At 56.6% G+C, this 26,529-nt stretch carries 17 protein-coding genes; 10 read left to right on the top strand and 7 right to left on the bottom strand.

Annotated elements, in window-relative coordinates; all coding sequences use genetic code 11:
- Window positions 1-79: 79 nt before the first annotated feature.
- The 4 genes from RHM65_RS20935 to RHM65_RS20920 form a co-directional block, all read right to left on the bottom strand.
- Window positions 80-1,243, bottom strand: coding sequence for an isovaleryl-CoA dehydrogenase (locus RHM65_RS20935; RefSeq protein ID WP_322169331.1), 1,164 nt, complete (start codon window positions 1,241-1,243; stop codon window positions 80-82).
- Between the two features lie 653 nt (window positions 1,244-1,896).
- Window positions 1,897-2,796, bottom strand: coding sequence for a hydroxymethylglutaryl-CoA lyase (locus tag RHM65_RS20930; RefSeq protein WP_322169334.1), 900 nt, complete (start codon window positions 2,794-2,796; stop codon window positions 1,897-1,899).
- Window positions 2,797-2,835: 39 nt separating this feature from the next.
- Complete coding sequence (locus tag RHM65_RS20925; protein ID WP_322169336.1) at window positions 2,836-3,225, bottom strand: MerR family DNA-binding transcriptional regulator; 390 nt, start codon at window positions 3,223-3,225, stop codon at window positions 2,836-2,838.
- Between the two features lie 167 nt (window positions 3,226-3,392).
- Window positions 3,393-4,340 carry a LysR family transcriptional regulator gene (locus tag RHM65_RS20920; RefSeq protein WP_322169339.1) on the bottom strand — a complete coding sequence of 316 codons (948 nt, stop codon included), beginning with the start codon at window positions 4,338-4,340 and terminating at the stop codon, window positions 3,393-3,395.
- A gap of 161 nt (window positions 4,341-4,501) precedes the next feature.
- On the opposite strand from RHM65_RS20920, the gene RHM65_RS20915 reads away from it, so the two are divergent.
- Window positions 4,502-5,737, top strand: a complete 1,236-nt coding sequence (locus tag RHM65_RS20915) for an acyl-CoA dehydrogenase (protein ID WP_322169343.1) — start codon at window positions 4,502-4,504, stop codon at window positions 5,735-5,737.
- A gap of 76 nt (window positions 5,738-5,813) precedes the next feature.
- On the opposite strand, the gene RHM65_RS20910 is transcribed toward RHM65_RS20915, so the two are convergent.
- Complete coding sequence (locus tag RHM65_RS20910; RefSeq protein WP_322169346.1) at window positions 5,814-7,187, bottom strand: phosphate ABC transporter substrate-binding/OmpA family protein; 1,374 nt, start codon at window positions 7,185-7,187, stop codon at window positions 5,814-5,816.
- Window positions 7,188-7,285: 98 nt separating this feature from the next.
- Window positions 7,286-8,098, bottom strand: a complete 813-nt coding sequence (gene xthA, locus RHM65_RS20905) for an exodeoxyribonuclease III (protein ID WP_322169349.1) — start codon at window positions 8,096-8,098, stop codon at window positions 7,286-7,288.
- Window positions 8,099-8,300: 202 nt separating this feature from the next.
- Here xthA and RHM65_RS20900 point away from each other — a divergent pair, with 202 nt between their 5' ends.
- From RHM65_RS20900 to RHM65_RS20890, 3 genes are all read left to right on the top strand, one after another.
- On the top strand, window positions 8,301-8,951 hold the full coding sequence (locus RHM65_RS20900) for a GNAT family N-acetyltransferase (protein WP_322169352.1): 651 nt from the start codon (window positions 8,301-8,303) through the stop codon (window positions 8,949-8,951).
- A 67-nt stretch (window positions 8,952-9,018) separates the two neighbouring features.
- A complete protein-coding gene (locus RHM65_RS20895; protein ID WP_322169355.1) occupies window positions 9,019-10,767 on the top strand; it encodes an autotransporter assembly complex family protein in 1,749 nt (582 codons plus the stop codon).
- Window positions 10,764-14,456, top strand: coding sequence for a translocation/assembly module TamB domain-containing protein (locus RHM65_RS20890; RefSeq protein WP_322169358.1), 3,693 nt, complete (start codon window positions 10,764-10,766; stop codon window positions 14,454-14,456). The genes RHM65_RS20895 and RHM65_RS20890 overlap by 4 nt, the downstream gene beginning before the upstream one ends.
- A gap of 169 nt (window positions 14,457-14,625) precedes the next feature.
- Here RHM65_RS20890 and RHM65_RS20885 read toward each other — a convergent pair whose 3' ends face one another.
- Window positions 14,626-15,621 (bottom strand): aldo/keto reductase, encoded by a 996-nt coding sequence (locus tag RHM65_RS20885; protein ID WP_322169361.1) that lies wholly within the window; start codon window positions 15,619-15,621, stop codon window positions 14,626-14,628.
- 132 nt (window positions 15,622-15,753) lie between these two features.
- On the opposite strand from RHM65_RS20885, the gene RHM65_RS20880 reads away from it, so the two are divergent.
- The 6 genes from RHM65_RS20880 to RHM65_RS20855 all read left to right on the top strand — a co-directional run bounded on the left by RHM65_RS20880 (window position 15,754) and on the right by RHM65_RS20855 (window position 26,431).
- Entirely contained in the window at window positions 15,754-16,677 is a 924-nt protein-coding gene (locus RHM65_RS20880; RefSeq protein ID WP_322169364.1) for a LysR family transcriptional regulator, read from the top strand.
- Between the two features lie 64 nt (window positions 16,678-16,741).
- The gene (gene tpx / locus RHM65_RS20875) at window positions 16,742-17,242 is read left to right on the top strand and encodes a thiol peroxidase (RefSeq protein WP_322169369.1); all 501 of its coding nucleotides are present in this window, start codon (window positions 16,742-16,744) and stop codon (window positions 17,240-17,242) included.
- 174 nt (window positions 17,243-17,416) lie between these two features.
- Window positions 17,417-18,757 carry an MdtA/MuxA family multidrug efflux RND transporter periplasmic adaptor subunit gene (locus RHM65_RS20870; protein ID WP_322169372.1) on the top strand — a complete coding sequence of 447 codons (1,341 nt, stop codon included), beginning with the start codon at window positions 17,417-17,419 and terminating at the stop codon, window positions 18,755-18,757.
- Complete coding sequence (locus tag RHM65_RS20865) at window positions 18,754-21,864, top strand: MdtB/MuxB family multidrug efflux RND transporter permease subunit (RefSeq protein WP_322169376.1); 3,111 nt, start codon at window positions 18,754-18,756, stop codon at window positions 21,862-21,864. The genes RHM65_RS20870 and RHM65_RS20865 overlap by 4 nt, the downstream gene beginning before the upstream one ends.
- Window positions 21,861-24,968: an efflux RND transporter permease subunit gene (locus tag RHM65_RS20860; RefSeq protein ID WP_322169378.1), complete on the top strand. Its 3,108-nt coding sequence runs from the start codon at window positions 21,861-21,863 to the stop codon at window positions 24,966-24,968. Before RHM65_RS20865 ends, RHM65_RS20860 begins: the two co-directional genes overlap by 4 nt.
- Window positions 24,965-26,431 (top strand): efflux transporter outer membrane subunit, encoded by a 1,467-nt coding sequence (locus RHM65_RS20855; RefSeq protein WP_322169380.1) that lies wholly within the window; start codon window positions 24,965-24,967, stop codon window positions 26,429-26,431. Before RHM65_RS20860 ends, RHM65_RS20855 begins: the two co-directional genes overlap by 4 nt.
- Window positions 26,432-26,529 lie beyond the last annotated feature (98 nt).

Raw genomic sequence — 26,529 nt, 5'->3', positions numbered from 1 at the left:
GCGAGGCGGCGCACCTGGCGCACCTGGCACACCGGGTCGCCAAGCTCGCCAACACGTTGGCTCCTACAGGGGAGGATGCTTATTTTGTCTCGTTGAACAGTTCGCGACCGATCAACATGCGGCGAATCTCACTGGTGCCGGCGCCGATTTCGTACAGCTTGGCGTCACGCAGCAGCCGACCGGCCGGGAATTCATTGATGTAGCCGTTTCCGCCCAGAATCTGGATCGCGTCCAGGGCCATTTGTGTGGCGCGTTCGGCGCTGTACAAAATCACCCCGGCGGCGTCTTTACGGGTGGTTTCGCCGCGTTCGCAGGCCTGGGCCACGGCGTACAGGTAGGCACGGCTGGCGTTGAGTTGGGTGTACATGTCGGCGACTTTGCCTTGAATCAACTGGAACTCGCCAATGCTTTGGCCGAACTGCTTGCGGTCGTGGATGTAAGGCACCACCACGTCCATGCAGGCTTGCATGATCCCGGTCGGGCCGCCCGAGAGTACGACGCGTTCGTAATCGAGGCCGCTCATCAGCACCTTGACGCCGCTGTTGAGCACGCCGAGCAGGTTTTCTTCTGGCACTTCGACGTCATCGAAGAACAGCTCGCAGGTATTGGAGCCGCGCATGCCGAGCTTGTCGAACTTGGGGCTGCGGGAAAAACCTTTCCAGTCGCGCTCGACAATGAACGCGCTGATACCGTGAGCGCCTTTTTCCAGGTCGGTCTTGGCGTAAATCACGTAGGTGTTAGCGTCCGGACCGTTGGTGATCCAGGTCTTGCTGCCGTTAAGCACGTAGCAATCGCCGCGTTTGTCGGCGCGAAGCTTCATCGACACCACGTCGGAACCGGCATTCGGCTCGCTCATGGCCAGCGCCCCGACATGCTCGCCACTGATCAGCTTGGGCAAGTACTTGGCTTTCTGCGCGGGGCTGCCGTTGCGGTTGATCTGGTTCACGCACAGGTTTGAATGTGCACCGTAGGAAAGGGCGACCGACGCCGAACCACGGCTGATTTCTTCCATCGCTACCACGTGCGCCAAGTAACCCATGCCCGCGCCACCGTACTCTTCGTCGACGGTGATGCCCAGCAGACCCATGTCACCAAACTTGCGCCACAGGTCAGCCGGGAACAGGTTGTCCCGGTCAATCTGCGCGGCGCGGGGAGAAATTTCTGCGGCGACGAAGGATTGAACTTGGTCGCGTAACATGTCGATGGTTTCGCCGAGGGCGAAGTTTAGGCTCGGGTAGCTCATGTATGTGCCTTTTCTATTATTGTTTGAAGTTCGGTGTTCACCTTTACGTTAACGTAAACCTACGGGTGTTTGTGTGTCAACGAGAGAGTGGGGGGAGGAGATTTTTAGCGCAGGGGCATCATAGGCCAGACAGCACGAAGGGGAGCTTAGGCTCCCCTTCAAGTTTTTTTGTATGCTCTTTTTATTATTCGAGGGTGGCCTGTTTTTGTTTTTGGCGACCAGTCCCTTTCACTGCTTTTTTAATCGATCCCCATTCAGGATCAAGAGCAAACGTATTTTTTTGAGCGCTGATACTGCTTTTATCAATATCGATCCAACCAGTGCTGGAGCTACCTGAGGTAGTTTTATTATTCTCTGTCCGGTTGCGGGACCTAAATCCCTGAAAAGCCATCCACTCCAAAAAGATCTGTTAGCTGCGTCTCTGTCCGTGTTGTTCTTGTTATGTCAGAGCCGATACGTATTGTTTTTATTGGGTTACTGCTTCGTTTCTTATTCTTGTTGTACAAGAGATATAGCAGATGCCGTGCCAGCTTTTATAAAAGCTATAAAAAACAATTGGTTAAATAAAATACGACTATTCAGGCCCGTCAGAATATCGAGGAATTGTTTCCGTGTTACCCGTTTCCGACGACCGCTCATCGTTACGGTAACACTCAGCTCGCCAATCGCGCCTTGGCCACCCTTGAGCCGCTAGGACGTCCAAGCACGTCACAGATCCGTTGGCCGGCACCGATCAACAGGTCGAGATCTACCCCGGTCTCGATGTCCAAGCCGTTGAGCATGTACAGCACATCTTCGGTCGCAACGTTGCCGCTGGCGCCCTTGGCATAAGGGCAGCCGCCCAGCCCGGCGATGGAGCTGTCAAACACCTGAATGCCTTCCAGCATGCTGGCGTAAATATTGGCCAGCGCTTGCCCATAGGTGTCGTGAAAATGCCCGGCCAACTTGCCCCTAGGGATTTTCCCGGCAACGGTCTCGAACAGCGTGCGAGTAGCCCCCGGCGTACCAGTACCGATGGTGTCTCCCAGCGAAATTTCGTAGCAACCCATGGCGAACAGCTCATTGGCGACCGACGCCACTTGTTCCGGGGTCACCTGGCCCTCGTAGGGACAACCCAGCACGCACGACACGTAGCCACGCACTTGCATCCCATGCAAGCGTGCGGCTTCCATGATCGGGGCAAATCGCTCCAGACTTTCGCTGATCGAGCAGTTGATATTGCGCTGTGAGAAGGTCTCGGACGCGGCGGCGAAAATCGCGATTTCAGTTACGCCGGCAGCCAAAGCGTCTTCGAAGCCTCTCAGGTTCGGCGCCAACGCGGCGTAGGTCACTTCGTCCTTGCGTTGGATTTGAGCGAAAACGTCAGCGGAGCCGGCCATCTGCGGCACCCATTTGGGCGAGACGAAACTGCCGACTTCGATGTAACTCAAGCCCGCAGCGGTGAGGTCGTCGACCAAACGTACTTTGTCGGCCACGCTCACCGGCTGCGCTTCATTCTGCAAGCCGTCGCGGGGGCCAACTTCTACCAGGCGTACACGTTGAGGCAAGGGCATGGCATCACCTTATAATTATTTGAGATTCACTCAGTAACATCATGATTTTTCAATCGAACGTTCAAGTGCAGACAAGCAGCGTTCTTCGGCAGTGTCCAATTCCAGCTGCATTTGCTGAATATCCAGTAACTGCTGTTCCAGCTGATTACGGCGCTCCCCGATCTTGCCAAGCATGGTGTTGAGTTGCTTTTGATTGTCGCCACGCGGGTCGTACAGCTCGATTAATTCGCGGCATTCGGCCAAGGAAAAGCCAATACGTTTGCCGCGCAGGATGAGTTTCAGGCTGACTTTGTCGCGGGTCGAGTACACCCGTTCAAGGCCGCGTCGCTCGGGGGCGAGCAGACCTTGTTCTTCGTAGAAACGAATAGCACGGGTGGTGATGTCGAGCTCGCGGGCGAGGTCGGAGATGCTGTAAGTCTGGCTGCTCATGGAGTCACTCGGGGTTAACGTGGGGTTAACCTACGGCGAGCTTGACGTATACGTCAAGCAGCGCGCCATGCGTTCTTTTTTTTCAACTGCTCAGGAATGACTAATTCAGAGCAATTATCTAATCTAGAATTCACATTAACTAACGGATATATAGCTATATTTGTCAGTTATTTATTAGGGATATCTAATGCTTTGTCGAGTTTTTTATCTTGTGCCGTCACTTGCTGGCACAGCTCAATCATTTGCTCACGCATCCAGCGGTTGGCTGGGTCTTGATCGGTGCTTTCGTGCCAATAAAGGTGAGTTTCCACCTGCGGCACATCGTTGACCGGCAAGTTGAAATAGTGGAGTTCATGACGTCGAGCGAAGCGTTCCGGGACGGTCATCACCATGTCGGTTTGTTGCAGCACTTGCGATGCCATCAGGTAATGCTGCGAGCGCAGGGCGATCTTGCGTTGAATACCCATTTTGCCCAAAGCCAAGTCAACATGACCTAAACCACTGCGGCGGCTGGAGATGTGGATGTGGGTCAGGGACAAGTAGTCGTCGAGGGCAAATTTCTCTTTGGTCGCCATCGGATGGCCTTTGCGCATGGCGCACACGTACTTGTCTTCCATCAGCTTGACGTGACGCACCTGAGGGTCGGTGTTAAGCGGCGCATCAACAGCGAAATCCAGTCGGCCTGCCGCCAGTTCTTTGGTGGTTTCCCGGCGCTTGGACAAGAAGCTTTCGATAATCACGGCCGGAGCCAACCGCCGCAGACGCTGAAACAGTGCGGGCAGAATTACGGCTTCGGTCAGGTCCGTCATGCTGATGCGATAGGTCTTATTGGCCTGTAGCGGATTGAAAATCCTGCTTTCCTGCACCGAAACCCGCAGCAGCGATAACGCATTGCGAACCGGGCCGATGATGTTCTGGGCCATCGGCGTAGGGACCATGCCCTGGGCGGTCCGCACGAACAATGGATCGTTGAAGGTCTCGCGCAAACGAGCCAATGCGTTCGACACTGCCGGCTGGGTTATGCCGACGATTTGCCCTGCGCGAGTCAGATTTGCTTCGGTATAGATGGCATCAAACACAATAAAGAGATTGAGGTCGACTTTGCTCAGATTCATTCCATTGCACTCTCATGTTGTTTTTGTTGTGACTTGCGAAGCTCGATCATATATCGGTTATGAATGTTTATACACGCTGAGAATAGGTTAGATAAATGTTCATTGCTGATCTAGCATCGGATTCATGTCCTCACCCACCTCATTTCACAAGGTAGTTGCCCATGGATTTCGCTTATTCCCCTAAAGTTCAGGCGCTGCGTGAGCGTGTGACCGCGTTCATGGAAGCTTATGTCTACCCGGCAGAACCTGTCTTTGAACGTCAGGTCTGCGAGGGTGATCGTTGGCAGCCCACTGCAATCATGGAAGAACTCAAGCTCAAGGCTAAAGCTGAAGGCCTGTGGAATTTGTTCTTGCCTGAATCGGAGCGGGGTGCCGGCCTGACCAATCTGGAATATGCACCGCTTGCGGAAATCATGGGCCGCTCGTTGCTCGGACCTGAGCCGTTCAACTGCTCGGCACCGGACACCGGCAACATGGAGGTGCTGGTGCGCTACGCCAACGAAGCACAGAAAGTGCAGTGGCTAGAGCCGCTGTTGCGTGGCGAAATTCGTTCAGCCTTCGCCATGACCGAACCAGATGTAGCGTCTTCGGACGCCACCAACATGTCCGCCCGTGCCGAGCGGGTCGGTGACGAGTGGGTGATCAACGGCCGTAAATGGTGGACGTCGGGTGCATGCGACCCGCGCTGCAAAATCATGGTGTTCATGGGCTTAAGCAATCCCGATGGCCCACGTCATCAACAACACTCGATGATTCTAGTGCCTACCGATGCGCCAGGCGTGACCATTGTTCGTTCGTTGCCGGTATTCGGTTATGACGACGCACCCCATGGCCACGCCGAAGTGCTGTTCGAAAACGTGCGAGTGCCTTACGAGAATGTGTTGCTGGGTGAAGGTCGCGGTTTTGAGATTGCTCAAGGTCGACTCGGCCCTGGCCGTATTCACCACTGCATGCGCTCCATCGGCATGGCGGAGCGGGCGTTGGAGTTGATGTGCAAGCGCGCGATCAGCCGAACGGCCTTTGGTAAGCCTTTAGCGCGGCTGGGTGGCAACATCGACCTTATCGCCGACTCGCGAATGGAAATCGACATGGCACGGCTGCTGACCCTAAAGGCCGCGTACATGATGGACACCGTCGGCAACAAGGTGGCGAAAAGTGAAATTGCCCAGATCAAAGTCGTGGCGCCCAACGTCGCGCTGCGGGTGATTGATCGCGCGATTCAAATCCACGGTGGCGCGGGGGTTTCCAACGATTTCCCACTGGCCTACATGTACGCCATGCAACGCACCCTGCGCTTGGCCGACGGCCCGGACGAAGTTCACCGCGCAGCCATTGGCAAGTTCGAGATTGGCAAATACGTGCCCAAGGAGATGTTGCGCAGCGAACGTCAGGGATAAGGTTCACACCAACTGTAGGGCCAACGTGTTGGCTCTACAGGGATTGTGTTTACGGTGCGCCCGCCCACCAATGGACTTAATACACCCAAACTTCAACCCTACGGTTCTTGATCCGGCCCTCGTCGGCATTGTTCGCCGCTACGGGCATTTCGTCTCCGAACCCTCGGATGTCGCGGAAATTAACCCCATTCTTGACCAACTCCCGGCGTACCGCCATGGCGCGCAGTTTGGACAGTAATGCGGCGCGGGCCGAGTCGCTCTTGGGATCACCAAACCCCACCAGTGTCACCTCGTCGTTCAGTTTGTTGTGGGCTTTCAAATACACCAGCACTCGCCTCAAATCACGCTGTGCCTTGTTGTCGAGGATTGCGCTGCCTTGGGCAAAGCGAAAGTTCACCGACAAGCGTTGTGCTTGTCTGACGATGGCCTGGTAGTCGGCCGGCATTTCGGCAGAGACCTGCACCTTCACCGCCTGCACCGTCTGAGAAATGAAGCCGCTATTGGCAACAATCGCCTGACCTTTGGCACTCTGCGCAAATTGCACCAGCGCTTTAGCCCAGGGTTGGTTGCTTAGGGGGGGCAGGTAGAAATAAAGCCGTCGCGACAGTGGGTAGTCTTCGGTCGCGATCAGGCTGTTGGTCGGCAGCATCGGTTTCGAGTTGCCGTCAACAATCGCCACTGCCTGGGCCTTGCGGACGTAGGGCAGACCAATAAAGCCGATGCCGCCCCGATCCTGGCTGACTTCATCAGACAATTGCTCGCTGGATTCGAAGCGCTTGGCGCTGGGTGCCAAGGTTTTACCGTTCTTGACCAACACCAACTCGTTGAACGTGTCGAAGGTGCCGGATTGGTCATCGCGGGCATACAGGTGGATTGCGCCGCCCGTACCGCCCAACTCTTCCCAGCGGTGAACCTCGCCCGAAAAAATCCGCGCCAGTTGTTCAGTGTTCAACTGATGCAGTGGATTACCGGGGTGCAGGATGACGGCCACACCGTCGATGGCGATAACCTGTTCAGCGTTTGAGCTTTTCAGATCGCCTAGAGCTGCCAAATCGTTCAGTTCGGTTTCTTTAATGGGGCGCGATGACGCGGCAAGATCCGCAGTTCCTGCCTTCAACGCGCTAAAGCCGGTGCCGGAACCATGGGCGGCGACCTCTATCAATACCCGATGACCATCGGCAGTTACAGCCGTCACCCGCTGTTCGTTTTCGTGGGCGCCGGGCTCGATTCGCACCTCCTGCATGCCTTGCGCTTGTAAAAGACCTTCGACCAATGCCGGGCCCAATGTAGCGCCAATGGTGTTCGAGCCTTGAATACGCAAAGCGGCCCCGCCATCGGCAGGCACAAGCAGTGCAGCAAAAACCGAAGCGGGCAGGGCGCTGCACAGCAGCCCAAAAAATAACCCTGCAGCGCGTTGGCGGGATTGACCGGTGAACAGAGCGCACAGCATGCGCGGCACCTTATATAGACAGAAAGTGTCGGCAGATTAAGTCAGGATGATTGCTGAAATATGACAGTGCGGCTGCGCTGTCATATTTCCCTGTGTGCTTAATTCAATTCCAGCCAGATAGGTGCATGGTCTGATGGCTTTTCCATTGCGCGCAGGTCGTAATCAACGCCCGCGTCCTTGATGCGTGGCTGCAACCCGTGGGACGTCATGATCAGATCAATGCGCAGGCCGCGTTTCGGTACGTCTTCAAAACCACGGCTGCGGTAGTCGAACCAGCTGAAGCGGTCTATTACGTCCGGGTGCAAGTGACGAAAGCTGTCCACCAGTCCCCAGCTCTTCAGCCGCGCCAACCATTCCCGCTCTTCTGGCAAGAAGCTGCACTTGCCAGTTTTCAGCCACCGCTTGGCGTTGTCCGCACCGATACCGATGTCACTGTCTTGCGGTGAGATATTGATATCGCCCATCACGACGACCGGCTGATGATTTTTAAACTGAGTTTCCAGCAGCAACTGCAGGTCGTTGTAGAAGCGGGCCTTTGCCGGGAATTTGGTCGGGTGATCGCGGCTTTCACCTTGTGGGAAGTAGCCATTCATGATCGTCATTGGCTCACCGTTGGCATCGGCGAAGGTGCCCCAGATGAAGCGTTTCTGAGCTTCTTCGTCGTCGGAATGGAAGCCCTTGTGCAGGGTCAGCGGCGCTTGGCGTGAGAGCAATGCGACACCGTAATGACCTTTCTGGCCATGGAAGTGCACGTGATAGCCCAACGCCTCGATCTCGGCGTGGGGGAACTGTTCATCGGACACTTTGGTTTCCTGCAAACCGATGACGTCTGGCTGATGTTTTTCAATCAGTGCCGCCAACTGATGAGGTCTGGCGCGCAGGCCGTTGATATTGAATGAGACGATTTTCATGGGCGGCGATCCTGGCAAAACAAAAAAGCGATGCTAGCTGACCTGTCGGCTCTCGGCCAGCGTGGCGGATTGCTCGATCGACTGCTAGGGTCGGATAAGGGAATGAATGGATTGCAGGAACCACTGCCCCGACGCTGACTCGAAGCCTTCGCATCACAAAACGCTGCCGGTCGAGGGGCGCTGTATCTATGAGGTTTATTAAATGCCTGACACTTCAACGGCTGTGGCTGAAGTCCGTTCGCTGGACAGCGGTTATTCACGGGAAGCGCGCTCGCTGCTTTACCACGCCTACCGTCACGAACCGAGCTTTGGTTATCTGTTCGAATCTGAACGGCCGGGCTATGAGCACCGAGTGCGGGCCACCGTGAGGGAATTGGTCAAACAGCATTTTTTCCAGGAGTTGCCCGCGCTGGGATTGTTTGTCGAGGATCGGCTGATTGGCATCGCCTTGATTGCACCGCCTCAACGGCGTTTGGGTATTACCGAGAGCTGGGCCTGGCGCCTGCGCATGGTGCTCAGTACCGGATTTCGCTGCACTCAGCGTTATTTGGCGTATCACCAGGCGGTGCTGGCGTGCTTGCCGTCAGACGCAGTGCACGTCTTGCCGCTGCTCGGCATTCACCCTCAATTTCAAGGCCGGCATTTCGGCGAACAACTGCTTGAAGCCCTGCATCGATGGTGTGCCGTGGATGAAACGTCGGAAGGGGTCGTTCTCGACACCGGAAATCCCCGTTACTTAGAGTTTTACAAGCGACAGGGTTATGAGGAAATTGGAGAGATCGCCGTAGGACCCATCCGCGAGCATGTGTTTTTTCACCCTAATCCACAGGCTTTGCTCAAAGCCCAGGCGTAACAGCTTGAAACTTCTTGGGTTTGGTACGTTCTAGTGGCATCCGCAGCTCGTGATAGCATTCGCGCCTATGAAATTTCACGGAAGATTTACCCGCGGTTTGATTCTGTTGTTCACTGTACAGCTCAGCAGTTTTGCGGCCCTTGCCCAAACACAATTGGATGTCAGGATCAAACCCTCCAACGCCGAACTTAAAGCCAACATCGAAGGGTATGTGGGCAGCCTTGGCGAGCGCGATGATATAGAAGCGCTGCGGCGTTTCAGCGTGGGTGCCGAAGAGCAGGCGCTGAAAGCGGTGCAGGCCTTGGGTTACTACCAAGCGCACATCGGCAGCGAAGTGGAGCCGGGAAAGGACAAAGACCTTCGGCTTATCATCAACATCGAACCTGGCGAACCCGTGCATTTGCGCACGGTCACCGTACGTGTCGACGGCCCGGCGTCCACGCTCAAGGAATTTCGCATTCCGTCGAGCGACGTTCTCAAACCCGGTGCGGTGCTCAACCACGGCCATTACGAAGATGCCAAGCGGCTGATTCAAAATCAGGCTTCGCGCTTCGGATTTTTTAGCGGGCATTTTACTCAACAACGCTTGGCCATTGACCCAAAAGCGGGGGTTGCCGATATCGAACTGGTCTTTGAAAGCGGCCCACGTTACGCCTTGGGCAAGGTCAGCTTCACCGGCGACGCGCCGTTTGACGACGACCTGATGCAACGGATGGTGCCTTTCAAAGCCGACACCCCTTATGACTCTGAGCTGGTCGCCGAACTCAATCAGAATCTGCAATCCAGCGGTTATTTCGACACTGTCCGCGTCGATGTGGCGCCTACGTCTGCGGTGGCCCAAGTCATCCCCGTAGCGGTCCAGCTAGAGACACGCAAACCGCGCACGATGGGGTTGGGCATCGGTTACTCCACCGACGTCGGCGTGCGCGGCAAGGCCAATTGGACACGGCATTGGGTTAACCCGCAGGGCGACAGCTACGGTGCCGACATGGAGTTGTCGGCACCTAAGCAAAACATCGGGTTGTGGTACGACATTCCGCTGGAAAAGCCATTGACCGACAAGCTGCGTTTCGCCGGCGGATACCAGTACGAAGAGATCGCTGACAGCGACAGCCTCAGCAAACTGCTCACGGTCGGGCCGGAATGGCACAGTAAATTGCCCAGCGGTTGGGAACGGGTACTGTCATTGAAGTGGCAACGCGAGGATTACCGGTTGGGCGATGACGCGGGCCTCAGTACGTTGTTGATGCCCGGTGTCAGCTACTCATTTCTGCGCAGCGACAACCGGATTGATCCCCACAATGGCTATCGTCTGCAATTCGACGCGCAAGTGGCCAAAGAAGGGTTGGGGTCGGACACCAACCTGTTGCATGGCAACGTTCTGCTTAAAGGCCTGACCACCGTGTTTCAAAATCACCGTTTTTTAGGCCGCCTCCAACTCGGCGGAACTGCCACCAACGGCTATAAATCGATTCCACCGTCATTGAGGTTCTTCGCCGGTGGCGATCAAAGCGTGCGCGGTTATGACTATCAAACCCTTTCGCCCACCAACTCCAATGGTGATCGGGTCGGCGGCCGGTACATGGTAGCGGCCAGCGTTGAATACCAATATTCCATTGCTGAAAAATGGCGGATCGCGACCTTTATCGATCAAGGCAATGCGTTCAACTCGTTACAACTTCCCAGCCTGAAAACCGGTGTCGGCATCGGCATTCGCTGGGTATCGCCGGTCGGGCCATTGCGCCTTGATGTGGCCCATGCCTTGGACGAAGACGGCGGGATTCGTTTGCATTTCTCCATGGGGCCTGAACTGTGAGGCGGGCGACGAAGATTACCAGCATCAGCCTGATCGCCTTTTTTGCGCTATTGACTGTCCTGGTCCTTGGGCTGTACACGATTCTCAGTACCGAGGCCGGCAGTCGATGGGCGCTTGGGCAGGTTCCAGGATTGCAAATCGACAACTTCACCGGGCAATTGGCCGGAGAGTGGCGAGCGGATCGACTGCGCTGGGTTCAAGGCGATAATCAGGTCGACGTTGACGCCCCGGTGTTTGTCTGGTCTCCCTCGTGCCTGATGACGATGACCTTGTGTGTCGATCAATTGCAGGCTGATCGCGTTAGTTTGCGGTTCCCGCCGGGACCTGCGTCAGAATCGAATAACAGCCCGATAACGCTGCCCACGTTGAAGCTACCGCTGGCGATTCGCTTAGGCGAAGTGCGCGTTGGCAGTCTGTTGTACAACGGCAGCGAGCAATTGAAGGACCTTCATCTGGGAGCTGAGTGGACATCCCAGGGTTTGCAGATTAATACCGCGCATCTGCAATACGGCGATCTGGTCTTGGACCTTTCCGGTGTGTTGCAACCCAACGGCGACTGGCCACTGACTGCCCAAGGTCAATTGAAGCTGCCTGCTCCAGGCAACGTGCCGTGGAGTTTGGCGCTGAATATTCAAGGCGACCTGTTGAAAGCCTTGCAGCTCAATGCTGACAGCGCCGGCTATCTCCAAGGACACCTGACCGGTCAACTGCAACCGTTAAGGGACAATTTGCCGGCGCAGGTGAAGATCACCGCTGACAGTTTCAAGGCGACCGCCGAGCTGCCTGACACGCTGCAACTCAACCAGCTTGTGCTGACAGCCCAAGGTGATCTGGAAAACGGTTATCAGGTCACTGGCGACGCCAGCCTGCCTGCGGAAAAAGGCCCGGTGGCGTTGAGGTTGCAAGGTCGTGTCGACGCTCAAGGTGCTGACATAGCCGCTCTCGACTTGACCGTCAGCCCCGAACAATCTTTAAAGCTCAGCGGAAAATTAGACTGGCGCCAAGGGTTCAGCGCCGACGCAAAAATTGATTGGCTGAGTTTCCCCTGGCATCGACTTTATCCCGCCATCGATGAGCCTCAAGTGTCGGTGCGTACCTTTCGAGGTGAAGTTTCCTACAGCGATGGCAAATACCTTGGCAATTTTGATTCAGCGCTCGACGGTCCGGCGGGGGCCTTCACCCTGAGCAGCCCGTTTAGTGGTGATCTCAAACAGGTATTTTTGCCGCAGCTTGAATTGGGTGCCGGTCAGGGCAAGGCGAGCGGTCATTTGAATCTGCAATTTGCCGACGGTATTGGCTGGGACACGGCGCTGGACTTAAGCGCAGTCAACCCCGCGTATTGGCTGGCGCAACTGCCGGGAAATCTGGCCGGGTCGTTGCGCAGCAAGGGTGAGTTCAAAAACCAACAATTGACGCTGAATGCCGACCTGGACCTGAAAGGTAAGCTACGAGGGCAGCCGGCTCTGCTTCAGGCTAAAGCCGACGGCGCAGGTGACAAATGGACCGCCAGCGCGCTGGATGTCCGCCTGGGTGATAACCGGATTCACGGCAGTGGTAGCGTGCAACAGAAATTGCTCGGCCAGCTAGACATTAATTTGCCGCGTTTGTCCCAGCTTTGGCCTCAATTGCAAGGGCAGCTGAAGGGCCGCCTGGACGTGGGGGGCAGTGTGCAAGCGCCGCAAGGTCAGCTCATTCTGCAGGGTGGGCAGTTGGCGATGGCCGATAATCAGCTGCAGACATTGGCCCTGACGGCGAAGCTCGACAACGCCCAGCGCGGGAATCTGGACCTGAAAGCTGCGGGTATTCAATTAGGCGATACGCAGTTAGGCACGTTGACCGCCAATGGACAGGGCGATATCAAACGTCAACAGATGAAGCTTGATCTGCAAGGCCCCTTGCTGAAAGTGGCGCTGGGCGCTGACGGCGTTTTGGATAAAGGCAGCTGGCGCGGCCGCCTGGCCAGTGGTGATGTTCAAACCGGTGGCCAGGATTGGCGCTTGCAACAGCCCGCTAAGCTTGAGCGTCTGGCAGACGGCAAAATCAACTTCGGTGCGCACTGCTGGCTATCCGGGCCGTCAAGCCTGTGTGGCGAAGATCAGCGGTTGATGCCGGAGCCGCGCCTTCGCTATCACCTCAGGCAATTCCCCCTCGACAGCCTGGCGCAATGGTTGCCCAAGGATTTTGCCTGGAAAGGCGCGTTGAGCGCCGACCTGCAGCTCGATCTACCCGCGTCCGGCCCCAATGGACAGATTTCGGTGGACGCCAGCGGCGGTACGCTACGCCTGCTCGAAAAAGACCAATGGCTGGATTTTCCGTATGAAAGCCTCAAGCTCACCAGCACTTTGACCCCCAAGCGTATCGACTCACGGTTGGATTTTCGTGGCGGCAAACTGGGCACATTGTGGATGACGGCACAGATCGATCCGCTGGCAAAAAACAGGCCTGTGACGGGCGAGTTCAATCTCAGTGGTCTGGATATCTCAATCGCTCGACCGTTTGTGCCCATGGTCGAAAAGCTGACGGGTCGGCTTAATGGCAGTGGGCATGTGTCCGGTGGATTGCTGGCCCCCCAAGTCAACGGCAATGTCACGCTCAGCGGTGGCGAGGCCTCCGGGCCAGAGTTGCCACTCAATGTGCATGACCTGAAAGTGCAAGCGCTGATCGCCGGAGAAAGCGTGCGTCTGGACGGCAGTTGGAGCAGCGGCGATGCGGGGCGGGGCACCTTGAATGGTCAGGTCGCGTGGGGCGAGGCGCTGGCGGTGGATATCAGTCTCAAAGGCACGCACCTGCCCGTCACGGTAGAACCTTATGCCGAACTCGACGTCGCGCCGGACCTGCACATTGCGATGAAGGGAGACAAACTGGCGATCTCCGGGAAAGTGCTGATTCCCAAAGGCACGATTACCGTCCGCGAGCTGCCGCCGTCGACGGTCAAACTGTCAGGCGACACGGTCATCATCGGCCAACAAACCGGTGATTCCGCTCAATCGAAGCAGTTGGCAATGGCCATGGACATCGACGTCATCGTGGGCCAGGAAACACTCAGCTTTACCGGCTTTGGATTAACTGCCAATTTGGCGGGGCATGTCCATATTGGCGACAACCTCGACACCCGCGGGGAACTGAACCTCAACGACGGCCGTTATCGGGCGTATGGTCAGCGTTTAACTATCCGCAAGGCGCGATTGTTGTTTGCCGGACCGATTGACCAGCCGTATCTGGATATCGAAGCGATCCGTCAGGTCGATGACGTGGTGGCGGGCATTCGCCTGACCGGCAGTGCTGAACAACCCACTACCGTGGTCTTTTCAGAACCGGCACTGACTCAGGAGCAGGCACTTTCCTATCTGATTCTGGGTCACGCACAGACCACCACCGGAGAAGACAGCAATATGATGGCCCAGGCAGCGTTGGCGTTGGGTTTGGCGGGCAGTTCGTCCACTACCGGCGCGTTGGCAAAAAACCTGGGCATCAAGGATTTTGAACTGGATACGGCGGGCAGCGGTACAACCACCAGCGTAGTCGCCAGCGGAAAGATCACCGATAAAATAAGCCTGCGTTATGGGGTAGGTGTATTTGATCCCGCGAACACCATTGCGTTGCGCTATACGTTGAGCAAGAAGGTGTACCTGGAAGCCGCCAGCGGCGTTGCCAGCTCGCTGGATATCTTCTACAAGCGGGATTTCTGATCATCTGTAGGAGCGAACTTGTTGGCGAAGGTCTTTCGGACCCTATCGCAGACTTCGGCAGCTCTTACAAATCTGTGCAGCGCCAAAATCTGTGGGACCGAAGTTATTCGGGAAGCGTCATATCGGAAATACCGTATTACGCCCTTCGCCAACCAGTTGGCTACAGAGGTTACTGATTCACCAGCTTCAACGACGTCTCGGTATACCGTTTGCCAGCGATGGCCTCGACCGGGAACAAATCTTTGAGCGCTTGCAGCTCACCCGGACTCAGTCTGATGTCCAGCGCCGCAACGTTTTCTTCCAGGTATTTGCGTTGTTTGGTGCCTGGAATCGGGATCACGTCATTGCCCTGCGCCAGCACCCAGGCCAACGCCAGTTGCCCGGCTGTAACGCCCTTGTCCGACGCCAGCTTCTGAACCTTCTCGACCAATAGCAGATTTTTCCCAAAGTTTTCGCCCAAGAAACGCGGGCTGGAACGACGGTAATCATCGGGAGCAAAATCATCCGGGCTTTTCAGGGTGCCAGTCAGAAATCCGCGTCCCAAGGGACTATAAGGTACAAAAGCGATGCCCAGACGACGGCAGGCTTGGAGGCTGCCGGTTTCTTCAGGGTCGCGGCTCCATAGGGAATATTCAGTCTGCAGCGCGCTGATCGGATGCACTTTGTGCGCGCGCTCCAACGTACTGGCAGAGGCTTCGCTCAATCCCAGGAAACGCACTTTGCCCGCCTTGACCAACTCAGCCATAGCGCCAACGGATTCTTCAACCGAGATTTGCGGGTCGATCCGATGTTGGTAATACAAATCCAGGGTTTCAACCCCCAGGCGCTTAAGCGTGCCATCAATAGCGCTGCGGATGTACTCTGGGCTGCCATTCACGCCTCGCGCAGTGGGGTCGCCAAGATCGCGAACAAAACCGAACTTGCTGGCGATGAAGACTTGGTCGCGTTTGCCACGAATGGCTTTGCCGATCAGCTCTTCGTTGGTGAACGGGCCATACATGTCGGCGGTGTCCAGCAGATTGACTCCCAACTCCAGCGCGCGGTGCAAGGTTGCCACCGCTTCCTTCGCATCGGTGCCGGTGGTGTAAAAATCGGTCATGCCCATGCAGCCAAGACCGATAGCTGAAACCTGAGGGCCGTTTGTTCCGAGTTGACGAGTGTGCATAGATGACTCCGGCTCGTTATAAAGAGATTCCTATTGTTACCCTCGACAGAACAGGGGTAAACCGGCTAAAAATGCTTTCACTGTTTAGAAAATCTAAACAGTGACTTCATCATCATTCATCAGGCCGTGCCCATGGACCGATTTAACGCGATGCGGGTGTTCACCCGTATCGTCGAGCTGGGCGGGTTTGCCAAGGCAGCCGACAGCCTGCACATACCCCGTGCTTCGGCAACGATTCTGGTCAAGCAACTGGAAGCGCATTTGGGCGTTCAACTGTTGCAGCGGACAACGCGTCAGGTCAAACCGACCTTGGACGGAGAGGCTTATTACCAACGCTGTGTCAGCTTGCTAACCGACCTTGAAGACACTGAAGCGGTATTTTCATCCAATCGTGTCGAGCCAAAAGGTACGCTGCGTATCGATATCCCAGTAGGTTTTGGGCGGTTGATCATTCTTCCGGCGTTGCCCGAATTCAGTGCTCGCTACCCGCTGCTTGAATTGGAAATCGGCATGAGTGACCGCCCGGTCAAGCTGATTCGGGAGGGCGTGGATTGCGTGGTGCGCATAGGTCCCTCCCTAGATGACTCGCTGGTGGCTCGATTGTTGGCCCACATACCCCAAGTCACGTGCGCCAGCCGGGAGTATTTGCAGCGGGTGGGCATGCCAAGCAACTTGGATGACCTTCAAGGGCACCAGGTGATCGAGTATTTTTCGGCTAATTCCGGCAAGCGCTACGGATTGGAATTTCAACTGGGCGATGAGGTCCATGAGATAAGCCTGCCCAAGGCACTTTCAATCAACAGCGCGGACGGTTACCTCGCTGCCTGCGAGGCCGGGTATGGCTTGATGCAGACACCGCACTATCACATCGTCGAGCAACTGCGTAGCGGGACATTATTGGAGGTGCTCAGGGAATTTCGGCCACCCACCATGACATTGATGGCCTTGTACCCACCGCATCGGCAGATGTCACGTCGAGTGCGAGTGTTTATTGACTGGCTGGTGGAGCTTTGCGCTTGGCACAATCTGTCAGACAAAAAGCAGCCAACCCCATAGGTCGCTAAGCGCTTTCGTGTTTAACTTCCGGCTCTTCCAAAAACCCTTCAAAAGGACTCAGTTCATGGCTCAAGTGACTCATAGAGGCAACCCTATCCAAGTCAAAGGCGATCTGCCAGCCGTCGGAAGCGCAGCACCTGCGTTCACGCTGGTGGCGGGCAACCTGACTGACGTGACCTTGGCAACCTTTGCCGGAAAACGCAAAATACTGAATATTTTCCCAAGCATCGACACCCCGACGTGCGCCACGTCCGTGCGCAAATTCAATGCTCAGGCCAACGACCTGACCAACGCCGTCGTACTGTGTATTTCTGCTGACCTGCCGTTCGCTCAAGCCCGTTTCTGCGGCGCTGAGGGTCTGGAAAATGTTCAGAACCTGTCGACCATGCGTGGCCGTGAATTCATTGAAAACTACGGTGTTGCAATCGTTGAAGGGCCTCTGTCCGGTCTGACCGCACGGGCGGTGGTTGTACTCGACGAAAACGACAAAGTACTGCACAGCGAGCTGGTACCGGAAATTGGCCAAGAGCCCGATTACGACGCTGCCCTGGCTGTACTAAAGTAATAAGTTGTAAAACATTAGCGGCCTGGACTAGTCCGGGCCGTTTTTATTTGTGCTTCAGGGCCTTATAGAAAGTAAGCGCTAAGTAAATAGCCGGTAAAGGCCCTTTGCTTCTCATTCCACAGTGCTTATTGTTCTGCCTCTCAATGAAGCCGTCGCACACAATGGTTGATATTCATGCAATCGTCTGGCCCCCGTAGTTCCCGTCGTTGGCTGATTAGCCTGCTAGTCCTGTTGGTCATTATCGGCTTGTGCTGGAAGTTTTGGCCGTCTACCGGCTCGCACCCAGGAGCTGGAAATATAGCTGCTGACGATAAAGGTACTGCCGCTGCGACCCGGCAAAAAGGCGGGGGCGGCGGGATGGCCAAGGGTGGGGCGCCGAGGCCGGGTTTTGGCGGGTCAACCGGTCCGGTTCCAGTGCGAGTGGCCGCAGCGACCGTTGGCGACTTCCCGATTATCTATAAAGCATTGGGTACCGTGACGGCGATGAACACCATCAACGTGCGCAGCCGAGTGGCAGGGGAGTTGGTCAAGATCAACTTTCAAGAAGGGCAAATGGTCAAGGCCGGCGACTTGTTGGCAGAAATAGACCCGCGCAGTTATCAAATCGTGTTGGAACAGGCTCAAGGCACCTTATTGACCAATCAGGCGTTGTTGAAAAATGCCCAGGTTGATCTGGAGCGCTATCGCGGTCTGTACGCCGAAGACAGCATCGCCAAACAGACACTGGATACCGCCGCTTCGCTGGTCAATCAATACGTGGGCACGATCAAGACGAATCAGGCTGCGGTGGGCGACGCCAAACTCAATCTTGAATTCACCAAGATTCGGGCGCCGATTAACGGCCGAGTCGGGTTGAAGCAACTGGACGTCGGCAACCTTGTCGCCGCCAACGACACCACAGCCTTGCTGGTCATCACCCAAACCAAACCGATCACGGTTGTTTTTACCCTGCCTGAGAAAGACCTTTCGGCAGTCATCGGCCGCTATCACAGCGGCGACAAACTGCCCGTAGAAGCGTGGGATCGCGGCGACGTGAAGCGCCAGGCCACGGGTGTCTTGGCCAGCCTGGACAACCAGATTGACGTCACCACTGGCACCCTGAAATTCAAGGCGCGCTTCGAAAACCAGGATGAGGTGCTGTTTCCGAACCAATTCGTCAATGTCCGTTTGCGTGCCGACACCCTTAAACAGGCGGTCCTGGTGCCTTCAGCAGCGGTTCAATTCGGAACCAATGGCACGTTTGTCTACGTGATGGACGGCGACAAGAAGGTCAAGGTTCGTCAGTTGGTAGCCGGGGGCAGCGATGAATCTTCTACGGTCATCACCAGCGGCTTGGCAGTGGGCGAGCGCGTGGTGCTGGAAGGCACTGACCGCTTGCGCGATGGCAGCGACGTTGAAGTTGTGAACGACGTCAAGGACGTGCCCGTCACGCCCGATCAGGACCTACGCGGCAAACCGCCCCAAGACTCCAGTGAGTCAGCCAAGGCTGGCAAGGCGGACAAAGGCAGCGTATGAGCATCTCACGGCTGTTCATCCTGCGCCCGGTAGCGACCACATTGAGTATGCTGGCTATCGTGTTGGCCGGTTTGATCGCTTATACCCTGTTGCCGGTGTCGGCCCTGCCACAAGTGGATTACCCGACGATCCGGGTTTTGACGCTCTACCCTGGCGCCAGCCCCGAAGTCATGACCAGTTCCGTCACGGCACCGCTGGAGCGCCAGTTCGGGCAAATGCCCGGCCTTACCCAAATGGCCTCCACCAGTTCGGGGGGCGCATCGGTCATTACCCTGCGGTTCAGCCTCGACCTGAACATGGACGTCGCCGAGCAAGAAGTACAGGCCGCGATCAACGGCGCGACTAACTTGCTGCCCACCGATTTACCCGCTCCGCCGGTTTACAACAAGGTCAACCCGGCCGACACGCCAGTGCTGACCTTGGCCATTACGTCGAAAACCATGCTGTTGCCCAAGCTCAACGATCTGGTCGATACGCGCATGGCGCAGAAAATCTCGCAGATCAGTGGTGTGGGTCTGGTCAGCATCGCCGGCGGCCAACGTCAGGCGGTTCGCATCAAGGTGAATCCCGACGCGCTGGCAGCCAATGGCTTGAATCTGGCCGACGTTCGCACGCTGATCACCGCATCTAACGTCAACCAGCCTAAAGGTAGCTTCGACGGCCCGACGCGGGTCTCGACCCTGGATGCCAACGACCAGTTGCAGTCCCCTCAGGAATACGCCGACCTGATTCTGGCTTACAAAAATGGCGCACCCTTACGCCTCAAAGACGTGGCCGAGATTGTCGACGGCGCGGAAAACAATCGACTCGCTGCTTGGGCTAACGAAAATCAAGCGGTGCTGCTGAACATTCAACGCCAACCCGGCGCCAATGTGATTCAGGTGGTTGACCGGATCAAGGCCCTGCTGCCAAGCATCACCGATAACTTGCCAGCCGGGCTGGACGTCATTGTATTGACCGACCGCACGCAGACCATCCGCGCCTCGGTCAGGGATGTGCAGCATGAATTGCTGATCTCCATCATCCTTGTGGTGCTGGTAACGTTCCTGTTCTTGCGCAGGGTCAGCGCCACGATTATTCCGTCGATTGCCGTGCCATTGTCGCTGGTCGGCACCTTTGGCGTGATGTACCTCGCCGGCTTCTCGGTCAACAACCTGACGCTGATGGCCATGACCATCGCCACCGGCTTTGTGGTGGATGACGCCATCGTCATGTTAGAAAACATTTCGCGGCACATTGAAGAGGGCGATACGCCGTTTCAAGCCGCCCTCAAAGGTGCGCGGCAGATTGGTTTTACCTTGGTTTCGCTGACCATTTCGCTGATCGCGGTATTAATCCCGTTGCTGTTCATGGCCGATGTGGTGGGGCGGTTGTTCCGTGAATTCGCGATTACCTTGGCCGTTGCGATTCTGATTTCGTTGTTTGTGTCGCTGACCCTGACGCCGATGATGTGTGCTCGATTGCTAAAGCGCGAACCAAAACCAGAAGAGCAGAGCCGTTTCTACCGTGCCAGCGGTGCCTGGATCGACTGGCTGATCGCCGCGTATGGGCGCAAGTTGCGCTGGGTATTGAAACATCAACCGCTGACCTTGCTGGTGGCCATCGCCACGTTAGGGCTGACGGTGTTTTTGTACATAATCGTGCCCAAAGGATTTTTCCCGGTGCAGGACACTGGGGTCATTCAAGGTATCTCCGAAGCGCCGCAATCGGTGTCGTTTGCGGCCATGAGCGAGCGTCAGCAGTCGCTGGCAAAAATCGTTTTGCAGGATCCGGCGGTAGAAAGCCTTTCGTCCTACATCGGGGTCGACGGCGACAACGCCACGCTGAACAGCGGGCGCATGTTGATTAACCTTAAGCCGCATGACCAACGCAGTCTAAGCGCGTCGCAGATTATTCAGCGCTTGCAGCCAGAGCTGGAAAAAATTTCGAACATCCGGTTGTTCCTGCAACCGGTCCAAGACCTGACGGTTGAAGATCGGGTCAGTCGTACGCAATACCAATTCAGCATGTCGTCACCCGATGCCGCGCTGTTGTCGCTGTGGAGCGGCAAACTGGTGGACGCCTTGGGTCAGCGCCCGGAACTGAAGGACGTCGCCAGTGATTTGCAGGACAAAGGGTTGCAGGTCTATCTGGTCATCGACCGCGATGCGGCCAGTCGGGTCGGGGTCAGCGTCGCGAACATCACCGATGCGCTGTACGACGCGTTCGGTCAGCGGCAGATTTCCACTATCTATACCCAAGCCAGCCAATACCGCGTGGTGATGCAAGCGGCAGTGGGCGTAGACCTCGGCCCGCAGGCGCTGGAACAGGTTCACGTCAAAACCACGGCGGGAACCCAGGTCAAACTGTCGAGCCTGGCCCGGATTGAGCAGCGTCAGGGGCAGTTGGCGATCGCCCACATAGGCCAGTTTCCGGCCGTCATGATGTCCTTTAACCTGGCACCGGGCGTTGCGCTGGGCAAAGCGGTTGAAGTGATTCATCAGGTGCAGAAGGACATCGGCATGCCGATTGGCGTGCAGACTGAATTCCAGGGCGCTGCTCAGGCGTTCGAGGCCTCGTTGTCGAGCACCTTGCTGCTGATATTGGCGGCGGTGGTGACCATGTACATCGTATTGGGCGTGCTGTACGAAAGTTACATTCACCCAATCACCATTCTTTCGACCTTGCCGTCTGCGGCGGTCGGTGCATTGCTGGCCTTGTTGATCAGTGGCAACGATCTGGGAATGATCGCGATTATCGGGATCATCCTGTTGATTGGCATCGTTAAGAAAAACGCCATCATGATGATCGACTTTGCACTCGACGCCGAACGTAACCGTGGTGTCGACCCGGAGACTGCGATCTACGAAGCGGCGCTGCTGCGTTTTCGACCGATTTTAATGACCACATTGGCGGCGTTGTTCGGTGCCGTGCCGTTGATGCTGGCCAGCGGTTCGGGCGCGGAGTTGCGTCAGCCGTTGGGTCTGGTGATGGTCGGCGGACTGATGGTGAGTCAGGTCCTGACGTTGTTCACCACCCCGGTTATTTACCTGTACTTCGACCGGTTAGGCCGACGCTGGGGCCGTAAACCGGACGCTGCAGCCGATTTGGAGCAGGCGCAAGTATGAACCTGTCGGGGCCGTTCATTCGTCGACCGGTGGCGACGATGCTCTTGAGCCTGGCGATCATCCTGCTGGGCAGCGTTGCGTTTAATCTGCTGCCAGTGTCGCCACTGCCGAACATGGACTTCCCAGTGATCGTCGTTTCGGCCAGCTTGGCCGGGGCCAGTCCAGAAGTGATGGCTTCCACCGTGGCCACGCCTTTGGAACGCTCGCTGGGCACCATCTCCGGCATCGCTACCATGAGCAGCCGTTCAAGCCTGGGCTCCACGCGAGTGATTTTGCAGTTCGACTTGGACCGCGACATCAATGGTGCAGCGCGGGAAGTTCAGGCCGCGATCAACGCGGCGCGCAATCTGTTGCCCAGCGGTATGCGCAGCATGCCGACCTATAAAAAGGTCAACCCGTCTCAAGCGCCAATCATGGTCTTGTCGTTAACCTCCGACGTATTGGCGAAGGGCGAGTTGTACGATTTGGCCTCGACCATTCTTTCCCAAAGCCTGTCTCAAGTGAGCGGCGTTGGCGAGGTGCAGATTGGTGGCAGTTCGTTGCCAGCGGTAAGGGTCGAGCTGGAGCCGCAGTTACTCAGTCAATATGGCGTGTCGCTGGACGATGTGCGCACCACTATTGCCGCCGCCAACGTCCGTAAACCCAAAGGGTCGGTGGAAGACGCCAACCACCATTGGCAGATCCAGGCCAATGATCAGTTAGAGAAAGCCAAGGACTACGCACCGCTGATTATCCGTTACCAGAATGGCGCAGCCTTGCGCCTGAGCCATGTGGCCAAAGTCACCGACGCCGTGGAAGACCGTTACAACGCCGGTTTTTTCAACGATAAACAAGCTGTATTGCTGGTCATCAACCGTCAGGCGGGCGCCAACATTATCGAAACCGTGGCGCAGATAAAGGCCCAGCTCCCGGCCCTGCAAGCGGTGCTCCCGGCCAGCGTCAAACTGGACCTGGCCATGGACCGTTCGCCAGTGATCAAGGCGACGCTGCATGAAGCCGAAACCACGTTGCTGATTGCCGTGGTGTTGGTGATTCTGGTGGTGTTCTTCTTTCTCGGAAACTTCCGCGCATCGCTGATTCCGACGCTGGCGGTCCCGGTATCGCTGGTGGGTACCTTCGCCGTCATGTATTTGAATGGCTTCTCGCTGAATAACTTGTCGCTGATGGCACTGATTTTGGCCACCGGATTGGTGGTGGACGACGCCATCGTGGTGTTGGAAAACATCTCCCGGCACATCGACAAAGGCGTGCCGCCGATGGAAGCCGCGTACCTCGGCGCCAAAGAAGTTGGTTTCACGTTGCTGTCGATGAACGTGTCACTGGTGGCGGTTTTCCTCTCGATCTTGTTCATGGGCGGGATCGTTGCCAGCCTGTTCCGCGAGTTTTCCATTACCTTGGCGGCGTCCATCGTCGTTTCGTTAGTGGTCTCCCTGACCTTGACCCCGATGCTCTGCGCACGCTGGCTCAAGCCCCACGACCCGACAAAAGAAAATGCCCTGCAACGCTGGAGCCGTGGGCTAAACGACCGACTGATCGCTGGATACGATCGCTCCCTTGGCTGGGTGTTGCGACATCCTCGGCTGACGTTGTTGAGCCTGTTCGTCACCATTGGGGTCAACGTCGCGCTGTATATCGTAGTGCCTAAAACCTTCATGCCCCAACAGGACACCGGACAGTTGATTGGTTTCATCCGGGGCGATGACGGCCTTTCGTTCGCAGTGATGCAGCCCAAGATGGAAATTTTCCGGCGCGCGGTGCTTGCTGATCCTGCCGTCGATAGTGTGGCAGGCTTTGTGGGCGGTAACGGCGGAACCAGCAACGCGACGATTATCGTGCGCCTCAAGCCGCTCGCTGAGCGCAAATTGGCCGCCGATAAGGTCATCGACCGTTTGCGCAAGAACATGCCGCTGGTGCCTGGGGGACGGTTATTCCTTCAGGCTGATCAGGACCTGCAGTTTGGTGGCGGTCGTGAGCAGACCACTTCGCAGTATCAATACATCCTGCAAAGCGGCGACTTGGCCAGCTTGCGCTTGTGGTACCCGAAAGTGCTCGAAGCCCTCAAATCAGTGCCGGAACTCACCGCGATTGACGGTCGCGAAGGCCGGGGCGCGCAACAAGTGACGCTGCAGGTTGACCGCGATACCGCCAAGCGCCTGGGCATTGACATGAACATGGTGACGGCGGTGTTGAATAACGCCTACAGCCAGCGGCAAATCTCTACGATTTACGACAGCCTCAACCAGTACGAAGTGGTTATGGAGGTCAATCCGAAATACGCCCAAGACCCGATCACCCTCGATCAGGTGCAGGTAATTACCGCCGCCGGCGACCGCGTGCCGTTGTCGAGCATTGCTCACTACGAGCGCAGCCTTGCGGATGACCGGGTGACCCACGACGGGCAGTTCGCTTCCGAAGACATATCTTTCGATCTGACCGAAGGCGCCACCCTTGAACAAGCCTCGGCAGCGGTGGAGCGGGCCGTGGCCAAAGTCGGCTTGCCGACTGAAGTCATTGCCAAAATGGCCGGCACCGCCGACGCCTTTGCCGCCGCACAGAAAACTCAGCCGTTCATGATTCTTGGCGCGTTGGTTGTGGTGTACCTGGTGCTGGGCATTCTCTATGAAAGCTACATTCACCCGCTGACCATTCTTTCAACCTTGCCGTCAGCAGGCGTGGGTGCCTTGCTCACCATCTACATGGTGGGCGGGCAATTTAGCCTGATCTCGCTGCTGGGCCTGTTTTTGTTGATCGGCGTGGTGAAGAAAAACGCCATTCTGATGATCGACCTGGCGCTGCAACTGGAGCGGGAGCTGGGTATGAGCCCGATGGATTCGATCCGCAGCGCGTGCTTGCAACGGCTGCGACCGATTCTGATGACCACCTTGGCGGCGATTTTGGGTGCTGTGCCTTTATTGCTGAGCAGCGCTGAAGGGGCAGAAATGCGCCATCCGCTGGGCCTGACCATTATTGGCGGTTTGATTTTCAGTCAAATCCTGACCCTCTACACCACTCCGGTGGTTTACCTTTACCTCGACCGCCTTCGCCATCGTGTCAACAAATGGCGTGGCGTGCGCACCGATGCCGCATTGGAAACTCCGTTATGACCGATCGCCTGCACCTCCCTTCCGTTTTTCAGCGTCTCGTGCGTTGGCTGGGCACCGGCCTGTGCGTGCTGTTGTTAAGCGCTTGCGCGGTCGGGCCGGACTATAAAAAACCGTCCGTAACTACCCCGGCCCAGTTCAAGCAAGCTGCGGGCTGGCGTCAGGCAACGCCTAACGACGCGTTGGTCCGGGGCGCATGGTGGGAGCTCTATGGCGATGCGCAACTCAACGGCTTGGTGGAAAAACTCAACAGCTCTAACCAGACCGTCGCTCAATATGATGCCCAATATCGACAAGCCCAGGCATTGATCCGTAGCGCGCGAGGAGCCTTTTTTCCGACACTCGACCTGACCACCAGTAAGAACCGCTCCAGCCAGGGCACCGGCAGTAGCAGTTCGAGCCTGAGCAGTTCGAGCAGCGGTATCCGCGACACCTACAACGCTCAGTTGAACGTCAGTTGGGAAGCCGACATTTGGGGCAAATTACGTCGCGGGATGGAAGCGGATAAAGCCAGCGCTCAGGCCAGCCTCGCTGACCTGGCCTCAATGCGCCTGAGCCTGCAATCGGAACTGGTGCAGAATTACCTGCAGTTGCGGGTCATCGATGAACAGAAGCGTTTGCTTGACGCCACTGTCGAGGCGTACCAGCGCTCGTTGACCACCACCCAAAATCAATACCGCCACGGTGTCTCTGGAAAGGATGCGGTGGCCCAGGCGCAGACCCAACTCAAAAGCACCCAGGCCGACTTGATCGACCTGATTTGGCAGCGAGCGCAGTTCGAGAATGCAATTGCAGTACTCATGGGCCAGGCCCCGGCCGATTTCAGCCTCGCCGCTACCACCACGGTTCCGGCGCTGCCGCAGATCCCTCTGGAAGTTCCTTCGCAATTGCTTGAACGCAGACCGGACATTGCAGCGGCGGAACGCTCGGTGATGGCCGCTAACGCCGACATTGGTGTGGCAAAAGCCGCCTACTACCCTGATCTGAGCTTGAGCATGAACGGCGGTTACAGCAGCTCCACCTTCACCAACTGGATCAGTTTGCCAAACCGTTTCTGGTCGGTCGGGCCGCAACTGGCGACCACGTTATTTGATGGCGGACAACGCTCCGCTGAAGTCGATCGCACCGAGGCCGTCTACGATCAGACCGTGGCTCAATACCGACAGACCGTGTTGAACGGTTTCCAAGAGGTCGAGAACTATCTGGTTCAACTCAAGGTTTATCAAGACGAGGCGGCGGTGCGCGCTGAAGCGTTGGACGCTGCGCGTGAATCACTGCGCTTGACCAACAACCAGTACAAAGCCGGGCTAATCGCTTACCTCGACGTGGTAACCGTGCAAACCACGGCGTTGAGTAATGAAAGAAGCGTGCTGACCCTGCTGCAAAGCCGACTCATCGCCAGTGTTCAATTGATTGCGGCGTTGGGCGGTGGCTGGAATGCTGAAAGCGGGTTGACGCTCCAGTAACCCTTCGGGAGACCAGGAACACAGCCCCTACGAATGGCGTATGTTTTTAAGTCGATGGTTCAGAACACTAAACATTCAGCGACTTTTTGTACAAGGTG

The sequence above is a fragment of the Pseudomonas sp. CCI4.2 genome (assembly GCF_034350045.1).
Classification (GTDB): domain Bacteria; phylum Pseudomonadota; class Gammaproteobacteria; order Pseudomonadales; family Pseudomonadaceae; genus Aquipseudomonas.
The sequence above is the reverse complement of the archived record's forward strand: the minus strand, read 5'-3'. Positions and strand labels throughout refer to the sequence as shown.